This is a genomic window from Vibrio sp. V15_P4S5T153 (assembly GCF_963874485.1).
Lineage (GTDB): Bacteria > Pseudomonadota > Gammaproteobacteria > Enterobacterales > Vibrionaceae > Vibrio > Vibrio anguillarum.
Map to the genome: position 1 here is coordinate 51,454 of NZ_CAWNHR010000022.1, position 18,467 is coordinate 69,920.

The window sequence follows — 18,467 nt, forward strand, 5'->3', positions numbered from 1 at the left end:
GGATTAAGCATGGAGAGAGCATCATGAAAACAGCGTATTATAGCGTGTGGCTAGATGAGCACGCCAACCAACTGAACCCTGCGTTTGAGCAAATTTTCCAGACAGTGAAAGCGCATTTTTTTGCTCGCGATCCCAATCGTTGGCCTTTGTATCGTATTCATGAGATCGCCCGTTGGCTTGAAGAGCGAAAAATTGATGCGCCAACCGTGGTAAATACTGCATTGCAGCAACAATTACGGCATTCAAACACCATTCCTCGACACTCGAGCCACGCCATTCACCCTTTTAACGACTTAGCGCTTTATGCAGCCAAACGTTCAAAAAACTGGGATGACCCTCGCTCAGTGGAAAATGTGATCTCGACACCTTGTGATCCGGCCATTCACGGTGCGCTACTTGCGACTATCGCCAACCCTAACTTGGTTTATAGCGAATATGCGGGAGATGCCATTGAACTGGAAAAATTAGTCGTGCGGCAAATCGCGCATTTAGCTGGTTATGATAGTGATCAAGCGACTGGAGTATTCACACAAGGAGGTACATTTTGTAATTTGTACGGCTATCTATTAGGTATTCGAAAAGTGTTGCCAAAGTCAGCTCTGAATGGTTTGGCGGGAGAAGATTACAGGATATTCAATTCAGAAGCAGGTCACTATTCAAACATGACAAATTTGTCGTTGTTGGGGGTTGATGTTCAAGGTAAAGCGATTCGGATCAAAGTTAAAGATAACAATGAAATGGATTTGGCTGAATTAGACCAACAATTGATTTTCTGTTTTAAAAATGGCATTGCTGTTCCTAGCATAATGCTGACATTTGGCAGTACCGATACCTTCGCAACTGATGATATTGAACAGGTTTATGCGATAAGAGAAAGAAGATGCCAAGAATATGCGATTTCGATAAAACCACATATTCATGTTGATGCTGCTGTTGGGTGGAGTATGTTGTTTTTTCAAGAGTATGATTTTGAACGCAACCCTTTATCGCTTAATCGGGCAACACTGACGGGTATTGAATCCTTATTGCCGAGGATTAAAAGTTTACAATTAGCGGATTCATTTACGGTCGATTTTCAAAAATGGGGTTATGTCCCTTATACTTCCAGCTTGGTGATGCTCAAAAATAAACACGATCTCGCGGTATTAAAAACAGATCCCGGTTATTACTCCTACTTTGAACATGCTCAAAGAGAAGAGAGCCATTTGCAATCGACCATTGAATGTTCACGCAGTGCCGTGGGTGTTTTTTCTGCCTATTCAGCACTGCAACATTTAGGTATCGAAGGCTACCAAACCGTGATTGGTCATACATTGCAAAATGCTAATTATTTACGCTGCCAATTAGCCGCTCTACCACACTGCAAGGTGGCAGCAGTAGAAAACCAAGGGCCAAGTGTTACTTTTCGTCTCTATGACCCACAGAAAGTGACGTGTGCTGAATCGATGTTTGATCAAGAAATGAACGTCGCACGTCAGGGTTCTATGGTTGATTCGATAGTAGAGAATACGCTCTACCATCGTCATCAGTTCTTATCTCATAAAGGCCAGCATCTCAACACCAATTGGGTCGATTCGATTGCGCGCACTCATTATGATGACACTGGACATTGTTTACATATTCCGGGAGAAAAAGCGGTTTTAATGAACCCCAATACCACCCGAAAACATATCGAACAGTTTTGCCAAAACATTGTTCGGCGCTAGCCATGGAAAGGGTGAGCGCGAACTGAAATGAATGACTAGTCACGTCAATGTAATGTTATTTTTCACCACGGATGCGGTATGAAGAATGTATTACCATGTGCGCGTGATATTAACCTGAATGTTACATTTTAGATAACAAGCTGTCTCAAGGAACGATAATGAAAAAACAACTGTTGACTCTAGCAATTAGCGTTTGCTTTACCTATGTGGCGCAAGCAAATGAATGGGGATATGAAGGTGAACGTGGCCCTGAACATTGGGGACATGTTTCTAAAATTTGTGAAATGGGCAAAAATCAAAGCCCAATTGATATCAATGGCCTCGTTGAAGCTGATTTAAAATCTTTAGATATCCACTATTCAGGCGTTGTGGGTACATTGACCAACAATGGACACACGCTGCAAGCCTCAGTTTCAGGGAAAAATACACTGGTAGTGGATGGTACAGAATTTGAACTCAAACAATTTCACTTCCATACCCCTTCTGAAAACTTAATTAAAGGACATCAATATCCTTTAGAAGCGCATTTTGTGCATGCTGATGCGGCTGGCAATCTGGCAGTTTTGGCGGTGATGTTTGAAACGGGCGCACAGAATGAACCATTAGCCCAGCTTACTGCAGAGTTGCCTAAAGTTGGGACGAGTGTGCAGTTAGCAAAAGGGTTAGCAGTACAGTCACTGTTACCTAAGCTAGATGAGTATTACCGTTTTAATGGGTCACTCACAACGCCGCCTTGCAGTGAAGGCGTGAGATGGTTGGTGGTCAAGCAGCCGAAAAGTTTGTCACAGCAACAAAGTACAGCACTACATAGTGTGATGGGAAATAACAATCGGCCCATACAAGCTCACAATGCTCGCTTAGTGCTAGAAAAAGAATAACAACGTTCTTTAAGCGATTTGAAGTCGCAGTCGGGCTCACAGGGTTTACTACTTCCTTTCCGCTCTGCTTCTTCAAATTTTAGGTGTAAGTGCTTAATTTAGCTAAGCTATTTTTTGTGCTTATCCATTGACGGCATTTAATGTATAGCGGCTTGCACTGGCTAAAGATAGTGGTTTTGAAAACCAATAGCCTTGTAAATAAGTTGCCCCCATCTCTTTAAATTTTTGGTACATGTCGCCATTTTCAACCCCCTCAATAACAATGTCGACGCCATTGGTGTGACAAAACTGGATGAGAAAGGCTAAATATTGTTCTGATGCTGGGTTGGTCAGTGTTTTCCATACAATGCTTTTGTCTATTTTAATTTGATTGAGGGGCAAATCAAAGAAGCTATTGAGTGAGCTAAAACCAGCTCCAAAATCATCCAGCGACAGTTGAAACCCCATTTCATTTAAGGAGTGAAGCTGGTTAATCGCATTTTTATCGCCATCGAGTATGACAGTTTCCGTCAGTTCTAACACAATAGAAGAGGGCAATACAGCGGAAGCCTTAGCCATCGTTAGTATCTGTTGTGGGAAGTCACTTTTCAGAAGTTGCAGGACTGAAACATTAATATTAACCCGAATATTGACCCCATTTTGTTTATTGTAACGGCCAATAAACTCACAGGCTTTTTTGAAGACAAAATAGCCTAAATCAACAATCAGCCCCTTTTTTCTGCAACGGGAATAAATTCGTCCGGGAAAATCTCACCAAACTCTTTTGAGCGCCAGCGGACTAAGGCTTCAAAGCTGGATACCTGTCCTGATTGTGCATGAATAATGGGTTGGAATTTCACAGATAATGAACGTTGAGCTAATGCTTCCTTTAAGCCTCTTTCGATGAAGAAATAACGATCAACGTTCTTTTGAATTCGGCCACTGTAAATTTCGATACGAGAATGATTTTTGGCACTGGCAAATTGGCAAGTTCGTGATGCAATATTTAACAACTCATCGGCAGATATAGCACGGTTTATCTCGGGATAGACGCCAATGCTAATATCATTACCATAGAGGTGCCCATGCTCCGTGGCTGATTTCGAGTAGTGCTTCATTATTTGAGAGCAGATATGCTTGAGCTCATCGTATGAGCGTTCTCCTCTAAGTAATATGGCAAAATCGTCAGAGCGAATACGGTAAAAATCAGCAAATTCATCGGGCAGTTCACGCAGTGCACTGACGACGTGATTCAGTAAATCTTTAACAATATCTGAGCCGTATTGATTGAGATAAGACTTAATATCTTCAAGTTGGATGTAGATAAGTGAGTAAGGGTCTCCAATTTTGAGTGCCTTCTCATCAATATCGAGCAGTAATTTACTTCGATTATAGAGGCCTGATGAGCTGTCAAAAAATGCAGCTTGATGAATGTAATCTTCCATCAATTTTTGATCGGAGATGTCTTTATGGCTACCCACCATAAAATGTTCACCGTTCACACTTTTTGTGACCGCATTCCCTTCTAACCAGATATATTGACCATTCGCTTTTTTGACTCGGTATTGAATCGTTTCCCTTGATTCAGTGGTGTTGATATGCTCGTCGACGCGGCTATTGAGCAGTGCACGATCCATAGGATGCACTAAACTCAGCCAATCAGCATAGGAAATGGTTTCGCTGTTTACACCAAATTGTACATAAAACGTTGGATTATAGAGCACCATGTTTCCATCGCTGCTCATATAAAACAGACCTTGACTAAAAAAATCGAGAATATGAACCAGACGCTGCTTTGCAACGGCACTGTCTAGGTCTGAAATTGAATACTCTTCCTGCGGAAATGACATTGTCATGTTAATCCTAATTCAAGCGAAAGCAGCAATGGATGATAATTGTGAGTCTTGAGCCAAAACCTTTATGACTCATCTTTAAAGAGTACTATAACGCTTGTACTAAGATGTCTCAATTATAAAACTATTGATTCATCAATTAGGCACAAGTTATCAGTTTATTTCACGGAAGTTGTTATTTCTGAAACGAAATGGTGAGACTTAAATAACGTAGGATCGCATCGTGCGGTTTATTCGTTGTGGAAATAATAAAAGCGACAAATTGTCGCTTTTATTCATGTAGAAGTCATACGATTCAACGATCCCAATACGCTTCTTCTAGGCTATCTTCACGTTCTGGTAATGCTCGCGATAAACGAGGAGAGTGCTGTGTGAGTACTTCGTAGCTGACACGGTTTGCATATTTGCAGATCTGAGATAACGAAGAGTAAGTGAGGTACGGCACATCATGTTTGGCAGAGTTTGGAACATTGCGTTGATGATAACTATTCGCGGCCATATCGTGCAATAAAGCCGATAGCGCTCCGTCTCCCGCTCCGTTAGTGTTTTTGATTTCCAATGGGCCACCCAAGTAAGGGCCAATGTGTGAATACACTTTTATTGGGTTGAGGCAGTCTTGTTTTCGCATCGCACGGCTAAATTCGTACTTGTTAAATTCAGCAATATTACCCGGTAGGAGAGGTAATTCAGTTTCGCGCTTTGCGCTTTCATCGGTGTAGCTAGCCATATAAAGACCCACGGGCCCCGCGGTGCAGAGGATTAAATCTACCCATTCGAGTGCTTTGTTAGCCGCAAGCAGTGGATCTTTCTCACCAGTTAACGCTTCACCTTCTTCTTCATTCATGGCGACGACTGTAATGTTTTCTTTGATGTAGTCTTGCCACCACTTCGCATTACCTTCAATTACATACTTAGTGCCTAGGGTTAACACCACTGGAATGTGCTTGGATTTAGCGATCTCAATAGCGCGTTTGACCGCAAGTGGCATTGGATCTTCGGGCTTTCCACGCATTAAGTAAGAAGAAACAACTAAAGCGGAAGCTTTTTCAAAAACCTCTTCAGGAACACTATCAGGGCGAAGTTTATTCATATGCCCTTCATTAATGGCGAAGGTGCGCTCTCCATCATCAGAAATTAGGGTGTAGCAACGCCCGATAGGACCATCGACAGTTTGAAGATGGTTTAGGTTCATGCGCGATGAGGTTCTACACAAATAACGATAGCTATATGAGCCGACTTCAATATTTTTGGACATCACGCCGAGCAAAACGGATTTGCTATCGGCCAACACAGAGTAGTTGTGCAGTGTGTTGCCAATCGTATCTCCCGGGTATTGGTGAGTAATTAAACCTCGTTCGACTAGCTCTTCATAGAGCGCATCGGCTTTGCTCTCTTCGAGCACCAGTGAGTGACCTTTACTCAATTGATGTTTCTCTAAGAACTCATTGTCTACACGAGCTTCAATATCAACAATGGTTTGCCCAACACCGACCACTGTTGGGCGGTGGAGCATAGCCGTTTGTTGAATTTGATTGACGAGAGGGTCACGAGCATGAGTCGGAAAATAGTGCTTAGATTTACGCTGTCCAGGAAACTTCATGTTGAAAAATGAGAATTGAAAATTTCCCGCATCATATCACGGATATGAAAGGTTCCTTTCATTTTTATTACATAAAAAAGTGAGCTAAATCTAGATCGCCGAGGCGTTAGCGGCTATTTAGTGAGCGTTATGTCCGTACTATAAGCCTTAGTCCCCCAAAGCGGTACGGTCGATAGGCTGTGCTTGAAGCTACCATCTGTTTCTTTGGTAGTATAAGACAAGTAGATCAGGGTTTGATTTTCTGCATCGTAGATACGTCTGACTTTCATTGACTTGAAGAAAATGCTTTTTGACTTCTTAAACACGATTTCGCCTGATTTGCTCTTATCAATTTTTGCAATCATCTCTGGCGTAATGTCACCAGTCTGACGACACGAGATTGAGCTATCACTTGGATCAGAAAGACTCAAATTAGCCTCAATTGAAGCAATATGGCACGTAACACCAGTCACAATATCATCACTTAGATTTTCGATTTTTACGACTTTCATAGTAACACGCCCACACTATTTCTTTAATATTAAAGAAAAAATTTAACATCTATCAAGGCTTTAACATCCTGAATTAAAATGATTTCTGTATCATTTTAATGACAATAACTCCGAGAACATTACCTTTATACTTGAGAAACGATGACTGAACATTGTGAAGCCTACAAAATTAGGTGCATTATGCTATCTGTATGAAAAATAATGATTTTATCTCAGTCAATGTGTTGGTAAAGGAGGACCCATCTCCCCAAAAGGAGTAGGGTAGTAAGTATTTGACCATTAACTGTATTTACATACAGTTATCTTGCGCTAGAAGCAAGCCATAGAATTCGGAAAATACAACGAATTTTACTATTTTATAGACAAGCATACTCCGCACCTTTTCTTTTCGTCTAACACTAGTGTTTGCGTTGACGCTTTACAACTATTGCAAAGGTTAGGGTTATCTTTTCGCTTAGAGATTGTTAACTGAGATTTCAGTTCTCCCTCCATTATTTCAACATCTTTGTAATAGGCTTTAAGGTAGTACTCGTGGAATGTGAGTTTAGAAAATCGGACAAGTTCGTTTTTCCATTCGTAGTTAAGCTCTTGACCCTCGATGAATGGCTCTCTCCAATGAACATCAAACCATAACTCACCTGTTTCTTGAGTCTTTTCTTTTGCTTCACGGCTTAGTACAAAAACGTTGGCTCGATTTCGGTAGGCAATATCCAAGTCGGTGAAGCGTTTTCCGTCAAAATCTAATAGTACCCATATAACAAAAGTGTTGTTTCGTTGATAGAAGTGCTCACGAGCCGCAATGACACTGATAAACGTTGTACTCATTTGCAATTCAAACACGACACGTTTTGTTTGTCCCTCATCGTTATAGTAAGAAGATACGTCAGGTATACGCCACTCTTTACTCATTATCTGCGTTGGATCGTCAGTAGAGTCTCTAAACGTTGCCTCTATATCACATTCAGTGAATCTTTGTAGTCGATCATTTTGAATAGCTTCGTGAATGAACTCTTTAGATTCTCTATGAGCTTTTCCCTCTTTTTGTCCATTGAATTTCATAGCAAGGATTTGCTCTTGCTTTAGCACTGAATCTTTCTCTTGTAGAGGACACTCTGCGTTTTGGTGTTTATGCTTATAGTGATCAATTGTGCGGGCTTGGTTCGAACGGAGTACGACAGGCTGAAAACAGACCGCACACAAGTAAGTTCGTAAGCCGTCTTCAATAAGGCTTCTTTTCTTGAAAAATTCACCTTCTTCTATTGAGTCAAGTTGGTCAGAAACCAAAATAATATCGTGAGTCTGAGGGTCGTAAATCTCAGTTATCAAACGTTTTTTAAAAATTATAGCCATCACACATCACCACTTTCAACGAGCTTTTTAAGTCCCTGATTCTCTTTGAATAACTTAAACTTTTGAGCTTTGTAAAACTCAACCCCTTTCTTTACTTCATCAAGCTCTTCTTGTTTTTTATTCACATTGGCTTCAAGTTCGTTGAGTTTGTTCTGCGCTAGTCTGGACTTGTTTTGATATTGGTCATAAGACTCAGAGAGTTCGACAATTTGCATTAGTTCTTGCTCTAAATCTCCAAAGCTACAGTCAAACTTTTCAAGTACACGTCTTAACCATTTGGCATTATCAATTTCTTTATCAAACTCAGATTTCTGATTCGTTAGACGTTCAATCTGTCTCTTTAAGCTATTTTTCTCAAACTCTTGCTGTTTGATATGCTGCTTACCTAAAGAGTAGGCAGCACGCAACTCTTCAACTTTATCGCTTAGTCTAGATGTTGTATTACCGCTCAATAATTCGCTTCTTTGCCGTTTTAGTGTTGAGATTTTCTTAAATAGCTCACTTTCTTGTCTTTTCAGATCTTCTATGTTTTTACTTAAGTCGTACTTGTGTTGCTGGTTATGATAGTGGGTTAAGGTTGTCTGCGTTGTTACAATGTCACGGTTGATTTGTTCCAGTGTATGGTTAGCAACTTTGATTCTTTCATTTACCTGTTCAAGTTCACTTAAAGCTCGTTGCTGTTCGTTCTGAATCGAGGATTGTTCAATTGATGCGATATTTCTGGTTAGTGAGTGAAGAGGGTTGAAAGAAAGCCAAGTACAACGTTTGTGAAATTGGTCATCTAAAACCTTGTCGCTTAGATAAGAAGTAAAGTCGGTAGATGGGACAGTAAGATTGCTAAGATTCAGCTCAATCACACTCTCGAACCGTTTTCTGAGATTTTGAATCTGGTTTTGGTCAACTTCGGAGTCATCTAACGTTACTGTAAGATAGATCGCTTGATTATCTTGCAGTGTTAGTTCGATTAGAGGTCTAGTATCTGTGCCGATTAATAGGGAGCAGTGTGTCACATCTACACTAATACTGTTTGTGCAAGTGTAATCAATAGGTATGGCTAGTCGTTGTTGATCTGAAATTAAATAGGTTAAACGTTCACAGATTTCCGATAGAACTAGGTGGTCGCATTGTTTATCTGAATGTTGAAATAGTTGAAAACTTTTCTCACGTTGGACGCTCTTACCGCAAACACGACAATGACCTGTTAAGTCATTGCTTTCCTTTGAGTCTATCAAAACCCCATTGTTATTAAGGCAAAATCGAACTCCCATTCTTTGAGTGCTACACAACATAGCTAAACTCCCACAAGATCAGATACATAGTCATATTCAACCAGATTTTAGAATAGAAATATATGCAATTCGATTGGTATTTGAGAAATTAATTGCAATTTTAGTCAAAGCAACTTTCTGAGTGTTCAACACAGAATACGTGTCACGCATAGTTACACGCTGTAAAGTATCTATACATCAGTAACTTGTTTCTTGTGCCTCCGTTAACACCCTGTTATGTTTCAATACACATAAGACGTTGATTGCATAACTAAAGGATATGAGTGTAAATTATGCTGACAGAACTAATCGGAAAAAACATCAAAACATTTAGAGATGAGCAAAAGCTGTCTCAAAAAGAACTTGCGGAGCAGCTTAACGTCGCTAGACCTGTGATATCAAATTGGGAAAACGGGAAAAACGAGCCATCTTCGTCTCAGTTGCTAAAACTATCGAAAATATTCAAAACTTCGACAGATGAGCTAGTCGGTAATACTTCAATCAAGAAAAAGGTTATCGTTGTTGATACCTCTGCGTTGATCAAAAGACCATCGATTATTGATGAGCTTGAAGAGTTCTTTGAAGAGGTTGTGATACCAGAAATAGTCATTGCAGAATTGAATAATCTGAAAGACAGAGGCAACCCTTCTACAAAACAAAAAGCTTGGTTGGTAATGAAATCCATTACTGAGAAGAAAGTAAAATTCTGTATAGAAAAAAGCATCAAAACAGATGGAAACAATGATGAGAAGATCGCTGATGTAGCAATCAAGAGATCGAAAGCTTGCCCTTACGATGATGTGTATTTGCTAAGTGATGATATCTATTTTCAGTTCTTGACTAGAGAGCCAAGAAATCTCACAGCAATAACCCCCAATATGTACATAGAGAAGTTCCATACCGCAGACAACGATTATGATGTTGTGCGCTCTATTGAGTTCGGTTCTTTAGTTAAAGGAAAGAAACTTCAAGAAGCTATGGATTTTGATATGCAGGGCGTTGATGTCAATTTTCATAGTCCTGATAGTGGCTTAACACCATTGATTTGTGCTGTACGAAATCGTGACCTACCGATGCTCAAATACCTTCTCACACTAAAAGAAATCAATCTTGATGTGAGGGATAAGCACAAATACCGATTCTCAGCTATCCATCACGCAACACAGATTAAAAAAATTGAAATAATAAAGTTGTTGGTCGAAAACGGGGCTGATCTTGACTATGGGAGTGGAGGTAAGAATGCTGGTAATACACCACTAATGATTGCTGCGTGGAGTGGTTTTTTACAAGCGGCAGATTACTTTTTGTCTCACGATTCTTGTACCAATCAACAAGATAATAATGGCTACACACCTTTGATGAAAGCTTGTATTAAGCACGATATAAAAATGGTCAGAATGCTAATTGAAAAAACTGACTTGATGATTAGGTGTAGAAATAACAAAACAGCAGTTGACTATTTAGATGCTAACAACCCGAAAAGTAGTGATATATTTGAACTGTTTAAAGGATACTTGAAGTGATTGATAGAGCTTGTATATCTCTTGGAGAAAAATGTAACTTAAAATGTGCTTACTGCCACTTTCATAATGAAGATAATGGAAAGTTAAGTGGAATTCCGCAAGAGTTTACTACTTATGAGCTAATAAAAATAGCAAAAAACCTAAATGATTATGCAAGAATTAACAACTTATCCACTTTCAAAATTGGGATAGTTGGTTCTGGTGAACCTATTTTGCAATATAGAAAAATTGTTGGCCTTATTGAGTATGTAAAAAATAATAATCTTGACCGATTAGCATTTTATACCATTACAAATGGAACAATATTAACAGAGAAAATGTTGGATTTTTTCTTGGAGCATAAAGACTCGATAAAAATGTGCTTCTCATTGGATGGTTATGAAGAGCTTCATAATTTAGGTCGAGAGAAATATAATGTTGTTTTTAATGGAGTGAAAAAGTATGAGTCTAAGTTTGGACATAAGCCACCCATAAACTGTACAGTACATAGCCAAACCATTTTGAATAAAACTAAACTTAGAACTTATCTTGAAGACAACAACTTTAAGGATGTAACGTTCTCACGTCTTTTCGATTCCCACGATGAAAGTATGACAGTATCAAAGGACGAATATCAATCTTTACTTGAAGATTTTAAAGGTAGTCAGTTCGAAGTACGTCAACTTGATGAAAATAACAAAAAGAAATATGACTGTACAATGTATGGCACACTCTGTGGAGTAGGTCGTACCAATATTTTCATCACAAAACGTGGTATCTATCCCTGTGGTAGATTCTATGGAAATGAAGATTACAACTATGGAGCATTCGATATGGACCTTGAAAATTTGGAGTTTCAAATGGGTCAGATGAGGTCTCTAGAAGACGGTGAATGTTACTACGATAAATATGTTGAGGTTAAATGATGAAGTTAGCTATCTATGGTGTATCCAGAGCTGGTAAAGACTATCTAATCAAGAATGTAATAGCCTATTTACAGGAAACTACGCTGTTAACCGCTATTCATATTGAGGGTTCAAAGACATTGAATGCTCTTGCTCAAGATATGTTTCAAAAACCCTTCAAAAGTCTCGAAGAATCAAGAAAAAAAACTCTACGAGAAAAATTCACTGAGATCGTGAATGAAAAAAATTCAGAATACGATCTCGTACTAGTAGATGGTCACTATTCTTTTATAGATGGTGATTCTTACAAAGTAGTCTTCACTGAACAGGATGAAAATGTTTACGACCACTTCTTCTACTTGGATACTCCATCAGAAATGATTGTAGAGTTTTCAAGAAAAAGCACTGGAGAAAAAAGAAATTTAGATATTACTGCAGAACAAATAAAAAATTGGAAAAAGTATGAAAAATGTGAATTAGAGAAAATATGTAATAGTCATAGAAAAGAGCTAGTGATTTTAGATGAAGACACTAAATCAACGGTTCAGTTTATTTCTTTTTGGTTGGACTCGTATACATCAAAATTGTGTAATCAATCCTTAGCTCTTAACTTTTATACTAGCTATAAAGAGTTACTAGAAAAATCAAATCAGGTTATCCTTGTTGACTGTGATAAGACTGTTTCAATTAATGATGGGACTTATGATTTTTGTAGATATTTAGGAATAAAAAAAGAAGAGTTAAAATCTATATTTAGAAATGATAGGTATACTTCATACCAATTTTTTAAAGTTTGGAATCTATACAAAAAGCATAATCCTATGAAAGTGGGAGAATCAGCGACTCAAACTTTAAAAAATATAAAACTGAGCCAGAGCATATTCGACTATTTAACTAATCAGAAAGACTCTATTGTTATCGGTGTTACGTCAGGCGTATTTGATATATGGAACTTAGTTAACGAAAAGCATCAAATATTTGACATTTTGCTAGGGAACATTTGCAAACCAGAAATTGAATATCTTGTTACGCCATTGTTCAAGAAAGAATTATCGAATCTACTAAGAGACAAAGGAAAACACGTAGTAGCCATTGGCGATTCGATGATTGACATTCCAATGTTAGAAGCAGCAAATCAAGGGTATTTGGTTGCTCACGAAAAGTTAAACAAAGCAGTGGAGGCTTACTTAGCAGAAACGGAGTGTACAAATATCGAATCAATGTTTGAGGTTGGATTGTCATATGACCTCAATAAATGCTGTGAACTAGAAGAAGTATAATTATGTATGTATTAAATGAAAGCTGCCAAAATAATAATGTTGAACAATTGATTGATATTTGTAAGAGCAGTTCAATGTCGATGGGCTACAAACTTCGTACCGCACACTATCAGTTAGGAGAGGTTATTGCAGAACCAATAGCAAAATCTTCAAATCAACAACGAAACTATGCTGTATTGATTTTGATGCGGGCAGGTTTGTGCTTTGGTAATGGTATTGCAGACAAGCTTGAACAGCTAGGTAGCAATGTATCAATAATTTTCGTCAATGATGATCTGATTTCTAACGAAGACCTCGAAATTGTTAGAGACAAGAACATTATCATTGTTGATGCAGTAATAAATTCAGGTAAAAGTGTTTTTGGCCTGATTGACCAACTTCCAGATACGGACTCTGTAAAGCTCGCTACAACAGTGATCCCAAGTTCTTCGACTGAGCTACTTGAGAGCTATGATTTATATACTGTACGAGTATCAGATAACAAGTATGAGGGAGCAAAGGTTCAAGTCATCTCAGGTGGAAAGGGACCTGATACTGGCGATAGACTGTTTAATACATATAGCTAAGACATTTACCAAGCAAGAGCAGTATCATTTACCATATTGCTCCTGTTTGGTGTTTTATGAGTCAATAGAAAACTATTGGTCAGTATTCGCTACTATATAAGCAGCAGTACCCCATAGAGGGACTGTAGAAAGGCTGTGTTTGAAACTACCGTCAGTTTCCTTGGTGGTGTATGACAAATAAAGTAGGGTTTGATTCTCAGAGTCGTAAATTCTACGTACTTTCATTGTCTTAAAGAAAATACTTTTTGACTGCTTAAACACAACTTCACCAGATTTACTCTTGTCAATTTTGGCTATCATTTCAGGAGTAATATCACCTGTTTGACGGCAAGAAATGGAACTGTCACTTGGATCGGCAAGGCTCAAATCTGCTTCAATCGAAGCAATATGACACGTTACCCCTGTAACTTCCTCATCAACTAAGCTCGAAATTGAAATGTCCTTTAAGGTGAACCAACCCAAGCCTACGTCACCAACCTCATTATCTGAACAGCCAGAAAGCAGTCCTGAAAGGAATAGGGCAGTCATAAGTTTCTTCATACTAAGTCCTTGTTATTAAATATGTAAATTCTAACCTGGGGAGTTATGATTCATTCTGTTATAGTGTTGGTAATGGGTTATACATCTTTAAGCGTGAAAAATCCGAGCGATACATCGCCAACTTCATTGCTATCGCAGCCAACTAAACCAAAGCTAAGTATGAATGCGGTGGTGATGAGTTTCTTGTTCATGTCTATAATCCATTTATCCATCTTTCTGCACATGATAGCAGCATCAAAGGAGAATGATATAGGCTGTTATGTTGATGTTTTGGCCAGCATATCTGCAGTTTAGATGAGGATAATGTGAGTAATGGCTTGTCGCATATCGATCTGGTCAGTATCCTGCTTGCAACAATTAGAAGAAGAAGTAAATAACAATGATTAACCAACCTGACGTTGCCGCCATTAAAAACCAATGGCTATTTGACCAAGTGAATGTCGAATTTCCAACAGAAGAGAGCTTACAAGGTCGAGATCTCTACCAAAAAGCGGTTGTTCAACGCAGTTCTCGCCCTTTTATTGAGCTCACTGAGGAGCCTAACCTATCGTTGCTTGAAGAGGTTTATTTGGTTGATTTTCATCGGATGACAATATGGTTTGCTCTGTTGCAAGCAAGCTTATGGAGCGATAAAAACGATCAATCAAAAGTTATCGAATTCTTTACCCAAATCATTTATTCAGCACCTTGCGAGCTTTACTTAGGTTTTCAAAATGGGGAGCCTGTGGCTGCTGGTATCGTCACCTCCACTTCACATGAGATACTCATCTCCGACATCGTGACTCTGGATAAAAATGCATTTGGAGGTGAAGATGTATTCACGCGGTTGTTGCTCGCAAAATGGCGTGCTAATCATGAGTGCAATGGTAATGTTTTTATAGAACAGTAGCTTGTCCTGATGAAATTGGTACTATAGCGCCTGGTTTGGTATTAATTTTAGCCTGCACGGAGAGCTATGTATGAATAAACAGCAAATAACATATTGGCTTAGTTGGACTGCTATGGTCTGTTATGCGCTGTTTTTGTCGTTTCCTGCTAAGTCAACTCGCTGGGAGCCTAAAAATATTCTTGTGCTGCATTCATACGAATCATCTTATCAATGGACATATGAATTTCAAAAGGGCATTGATGCTGTAGTTAAGAGCAGCAAAACACCGATTAAGCTCTCCATTGAATACCTTGATACAAAAAGAATTTATAGCCAAGAGTATCTTGATGAAGCCCAAAAATACCTCCACGTTAAATACCGTCATTATCCATTCGATGCGGTTATTATTACCGATGACAATGCGTTAAAGTTCACTAAAGGGCTCTCAAGCCTATTTAAACCAGATACGCCTATGGTTGCGGTTTGCATCAACGACAAAAGTGCCACACTCGATGACATGACTAAGTACAATAAAATTATTTATGAATCTGAAGCTATCATAGAAAACTTCCATTTAATCAAATCATTACGGCCAAAACTCAAGAAAATCTATTATTTATCAGATCAAAGTCATACTTCGCAATTGATCCGAAAAAAAGTCGATGAAGTGCTGGCTACGGATCTTTTAAAAGGTATCGAGTTTATCGATATTAACTCCATCACTTTGGCTGAAGCAGAAAAGGTGCTATTCCAGATTTCCCCTGATGATGCGGTACTGCTATCGCACTTTAATACAGAGACAAATCAAGGTGTTTACCATACTTATCAAGAGATTTCCTACCGCCTAGCACAAGCTAGCGCTGCCCCCATTTTTGTACTGTGGGAGTTTTATATTCGTGATGGTATCGTTGGAGGGCATGTTAATCGTTCTGAGCAACTGGGAAAAGATATCTTGATGGCGTTAAACCAATTTGTCTCACTAGATTTAGCCTCCGCAGTTGACATGCAAATCAGCAGTACAAGAGCGGTTTTTGATTACCAAGCCATGCAGCGACATCAGATTGACATGAAAGCCTTGCCACAGGATGTGTTGGTTCTTAATCGTCCTCTCTCTTATTTTGAACAGCATTGGAAAGTGTTACTCGCGGCTAGCTTTATTATTCTCTGTTTGCTGGTTGTGATTGTTATGCAAGGGGTGACCCTCAGACAAAAAAGAGAGCTTGGCGTCAAAAACCGTAAAATAGTGGTATTGCAAGAGCGTACATTAGCCGTACAGCGGGAAATGATTCATTTACTCGGAGAAGCAATAGAAACGCGCTCTGGTGAAACGGGTAATCATGTTAAGCGGGTAGCAAGGCTCTCTGCGCTGCTGGCTCGTTTGTGCGGGTTAACGCAGCGCGAGGTAGAAATGATCGAGATCATCAGCCCAATGCACGATGTGGGAAAAATTGCGATTCCAGAGTCGATTTTGGATAAGCCTGGAAAATTAACACCAGATGAGTGGGAAATCATGCAGACTCACACTACCGCTGGTTATAACATCCTCAATACAAGCGAAGGTGATATAACTAAATTAGCTGCGATTGTCGCGCATGAACACCATGAGCGTTGGGATGGTAAAGGTTATCCTAATCAGAAAAAAGGCACAGACATTCATATATTTGCTCGCATTACTGCGATAGCGGATGTGTTTGATGCTTTGCTAAGTGAACGTTGTTATAAAGAAGCGTGGCCGCTTGAGAATGTAGTAAGTTTATTTGAACGTGAATGCGGTTTTCAGTTTGACCCTACTTTAGTCAATTTATTGCTTAATCATTTGGATGATTTTATCCAAATCCGTAATTTGTATCCCGATACGACAAGCTACTACAGAGCCGGCTAAATACGCCCCATTGAGTATCAAAGAGTGATGTGGCTATAAGTTATGCATATCAACTCTTATCTTCGTTTCATTCTGTTAACTCAATCATTTTATACATTCACCCAGCGGTTAAAATTAAGCATTGGATGAAGGAAGTGTTTATGACTGAGAAAAAAATAAAATGTATTATTTTCGACTGTGAAGGTACTTTAGTTGATAGTGAGCGTTTGTGCTGCGAAGCGCTAGTCAATGTATTGAACCAACTAGGAGCCCACCTTACTTTTGCACAAGTGAGTAACCATTTTGAAGGTGGGAAGATTGCGGACATACTGTTTCAGGCGCTTGAACATACGAACATTAACGCCGATCTTGATCTTTTAGAGAACCTTTATCGGGATAAAGTTAATGAGCTCTTCCAGCAATATCTTTCACCCATGGATGGTGCGATAGAACTACTTGAGTATTTACGCCAGCAGGGTATTGAATATTGTGTCACCTCTAATGCACCTAAAGAAAAAATATCATCAATTTTACAATGGAGCGGTTTGCTCCCGTTGTTTGAAGGACGCATTTTTTCAGCCTTTGATGCGAATAGCTGGAAGCCTGAACCTGATTTGATTCGTTATTGTGCAATGAATATGGGATTTCTTTTGCAAGAATGTATTTATGTGGATGATTCAGCAAAAGGGGTTGAAGCGGGTATCAATGCAGAGGTACCAACCGTTCAGCTAGCACCTCTTAACCCACAGGGTTTTTCTCAAGCGCCTAATGTCGTTGTTATCGACACATTACTCGAGCTTAAACCATGGCTCAATGCACATTGTTGGCCAAGCAATGAATGTGTTTATGACTGATTAGCGCTGTGTGTACACCAATCATTTGCTGGACGCTTTGTAAGTGGTCGGTTTTAAAACCACATTGTGCGCAGATAAACTTTTCATTGTTTGTGGAAATAAAGTATTCGTCATGTTGACAAAGTGGACAGCAGTCTATTTTTTCAAGTGTTTTATTTATATTTTTCATAATCAATTCTCAGCAGCAAAAAGGGAGAGTCATGTTCTCCGTACTCACAGAATAAACACTAATCAAAACTTGCTCTCGGTAATATTTACCTTAGTTCCAAAAATTAGAGGCATTTCATACTTCACTGTAAGGAATGTTTGATTTTGACCTAAACCATAATAGGCAAAGTGCCGTCATTGCCCCAAGGGTATCGCATAACATGTCTTTTTGTGCGTCCCAAATGTCGCCTTGTGAACCCAGAAAAGCGATTCCCTCATCACCTCCCGCGATTGAGGCATACCACCATTCAATAATTTCGTAACCTGCTGCGATACTCATGATAGAGAAAAGCCCGAACAATGAGGCAATTAGCGGTTTACAGTGCTGCTTTCTAATTAAATATTCAGCGATAGGGTAGGCATAAAGGCCAATTGAGAAATGAGCGACGCGATCAAAATTATTACGAGATGATCCGATCAGTTCGTTGAACCAAGCAAACGGAACATCTGCAAATGTATATTTAGCCCCAATGGTATGCAAACTAAGCCACACAAACATCAGAATATAAGCCGTTGAGCTAAAGCGTAGTTTTGTTGAAGCCCAATAGACGAGTGCTAAGATCCCTAGCGCAGGGATGATTTCTGCTAACCAGACAGCACGAGAAACTGGCGCGATCGCTGAAAATAGAAAGAGTACACCGTAGATCGCCGTCAAAAATAAAAGCGTGCGTGAGAAGTTGAGAGACATGTTTTTTCCTATCACAAAATACCGATGGATAGTGCCACTATTTTGCACGATGTTCAATTTTGTTGAATTGT

Annotated in this window: 15 protein-coding genes and 2 pseudogenes; 9 read left to right on the top strand and 8 right to left on the bottom strand. The window is 39.2% G+C overall.

Annotated elements, in window-relative coordinates; genetic code table 11:
• Positions 1–23 precede the first annotated feature (23 nt).
• Together AACT42_RS23895 and AACT42_RS23900 are read left to right on the top strand one after the other, a co-directional pair.
• Positions 24–1,706, top strand: a complete 1,683-nt coding sequence (locus AACT42_RS23895; protein ID WP_094133300.1) for a pyridoxal phosphate-dependent decarboxylase family protein — start codon at positions 24–26, stop codon at positions 1,704–1,706.
• Positions 1,707–1,864: 158 nt separating this feature from the next.
• Entirely contained in the window at positions 1,865–2,584 is a 720-nt protein-coding gene (locus AACT42_RS23900; RefSeq protein WP_094133301.1) for a carbonic anhydrase, read from the top strand.
• A 120-nt stretch (positions 2,585–2,704) separates the two neighbouring features.
• Here the strand turns inward: AACT42_RS23900 and AACT42_RS23905 are convergent.
• The 5 genes and pseudogenes from AACT42_RS23905 to AACT42_RS23925 form a co-directional block, all read right to left on the bottom strand.
• A pseudogene (locus AACT42_RS23905) lies at positions 2,705–4,419 on the bottom strand (EAL domain-containing protein).
• A 292-nt stretch (positions 4,420–4,711) separates the two neighbouring features.
• The gene (locus AACT42_RS23910; RefSeq protein ID WP_013867964.1) at positions 4,712–6,016 is read right to left on the bottom strand and encodes an inosine/guanosine kinase; all 1,305 of its coding nucleotides are present in this window, start codon (positions 6,014–6,016) and stop codon (positions 4,712–4,714) included.
• Positions 6,017–6,129: 113 nt separating this feature from the next.
• Positions 6,130–6,519: pseudogene (locus AACT42_RS23915) on the bottom strand (CreA family protein); the annotation flags it as partial.
• Positions 6,520–6,858: 339 nt separating this feature from the next.
• A complete protein-coding gene (locus AACT42_RS23920; protein WP_094132141.1) occupies positions 6,859–7,857 on the bottom strand; it encodes a DUF6035 family protein in 999 nt (332 codons plus the stop codon).
• Positions 7,857–9,146 carry a hypothetical protein gene (locus AACT42_RS23925; RefSeq protein WP_094132142.1) on the bottom strand — a complete coding sequence of 430 codons (1,290 nt, stop codon included), beginning with the start codon at positions 9,144–9,146 and terminating at the stop codon, positions 7,857–7,859. Before AACT42_RS23925 ends, AACT42_RS23920 begins: the two co-directional genes overlap by 1 nt.
• Before the next feature lie 272 nt (positions 9,147–9,418).
• On the opposite strand from AACT42_RS23925, the gene AACT42_RS23930 reads away from it, so the two are divergent.
• The 4 genes from AACT42_RS23930 to AACT42_RS23945 are packed head-to-tail and all read left to right on the top strand — an operon-like array spanning position 9,419 to position 13,378.
• Positions 9,419–10,648, top strand: coding sequence for an ankyrin repeat domain-containing protein (locus AACT42_RS23930; protein ID WP_094132143.1), 1,230 nt, complete (start codon positions 9,419–9,421; stop codon positions 10,646–10,648).
• Positions 10,645–11,553 (top strand): radical SAM protein, encoded by a 909-nt coding sequence (locus tag AACT42_RS23935; protein WP_094132144.1) that lies wholly within the window; start codon positions 10,645–10,647, stop codon positions 11,551–11,553. Before AACT42_RS23930 ends, AACT42_RS23935 begins: the two co-directional genes overlap by 4 nt.
• Entirely contained in the window at positions 11,550–12,812 is a 1,263-nt protein-coding gene (locus AACT42_RS23940) for an AAA family ATPase (RefSeq protein WP_094183062.1), read from the top strand. Before AACT42_RS23935 ends, AACT42_RS23940 begins: the two co-directional genes overlap by 4 nt.
• A 2-nt stretch (positions 12,813–12,814) precedes the next feature.
• Positions 12,815–13,378 carry a uracil phosphoribosyltransferase gene (locus AACT42_RS23945; RefSeq protein WP_064626280.1) on the top strand — a complete coding sequence of 188 codons (564 nt, stop codon included), beginning with the start codon at positions 12,815–12,817 and terminating at the stop codon, positions 13,376–13,378.
• A gap of 72 nt (positions 13,379–13,450) precedes the next feature.
• Here AACT42_RS23945 and AACT42_RS23950 read toward each other — a convergent pair whose 3' ends face one another.
• Positions 13,451–13,918, bottom strand: a complete 468-nt coding sequence (locus AACT42_RS23950) for a CreA family protein (RefSeq protein ID WP_061897517.1) — start codon at positions 13,916–13,918, stop codon at positions 13,451–13,453.
• Between the two features lie 379 nt (positions 13,919–14,297).
• Here AACT42_RS23950 and AACT42_RS23960 point away from each other — a divergent pair, with 379 nt between their 5' ends.
• The 3 genes from AACT42_RS23960 to AACT42_RS23970 all read left to right on the top strand — a co-directional run bounded on the left by AACT42_RS23960 (position 14,298) and on the right by AACT42_RS23970 (position 17,501).
• The gene (locus tag AACT42_RS23960; RefSeq protein ID WP_013867962.1) at positions 14,298–14,807 is read left to right on the top strand and encodes a hypothetical protein; all 510 of its coding nucleotides are present in this window, start codon (positions 14,298–14,300) and stop codon (positions 14,805–14,807) included.
• A 70-nt stretch (positions 14,808–14,877) separates the two neighbouring features.
• Complete coding sequence (locus tag AACT42_RS23965; RefSeq protein ID WP_094133236.1) at positions 14,878–16,668, top strand: HD domain-containing phosphohydrolase; 1,791 nt, start codon at positions 14,878–14,880, stop codon at positions 16,666–16,668.
• A gap of 140 nt (positions 16,669–16,808) precedes the next feature.
• Positions 16,809–17,501: an HAD family hydrolase gene (locus tag AACT42_RS23970; RefSeq protein WP_176429076.1), complete on the top strand. Its 693-nt coding sequence runs from the start codon at positions 16,809–16,811 to the stop codon at positions 17,499–17,501.
• On the opposite strand, the gene AACT42_RS23975 is transcribed toward AACT42_RS23970, so the two are convergent.
• Positions 17,458–17,670, bottom strand: coding sequence for a hypothetical protein (locus AACT42_RS23975; protein WP_010318303.1), 213 nt, complete (start codon positions 17,668–17,670; stop codon positions 17,458–17,460). The genes AACT42_RS23970 and AACT42_RS23975 overlap by 44 nt on opposite strands.
• Positions 17,671–17,784: 114 nt before the next feature.
• Positions 17,785–18,453, bottom strand: a complete 669-nt coding sequence (locus AACT42_RS23980; RefSeq protein ID WP_094133238.1) for a DUF2238 domain-containing protein — start codon at positions 18,451–18,453, stop codon at positions 17,785–17,787.
• Between the last annotated feature and the right edge of the window lie 14 nt (positions 18,454–18,467).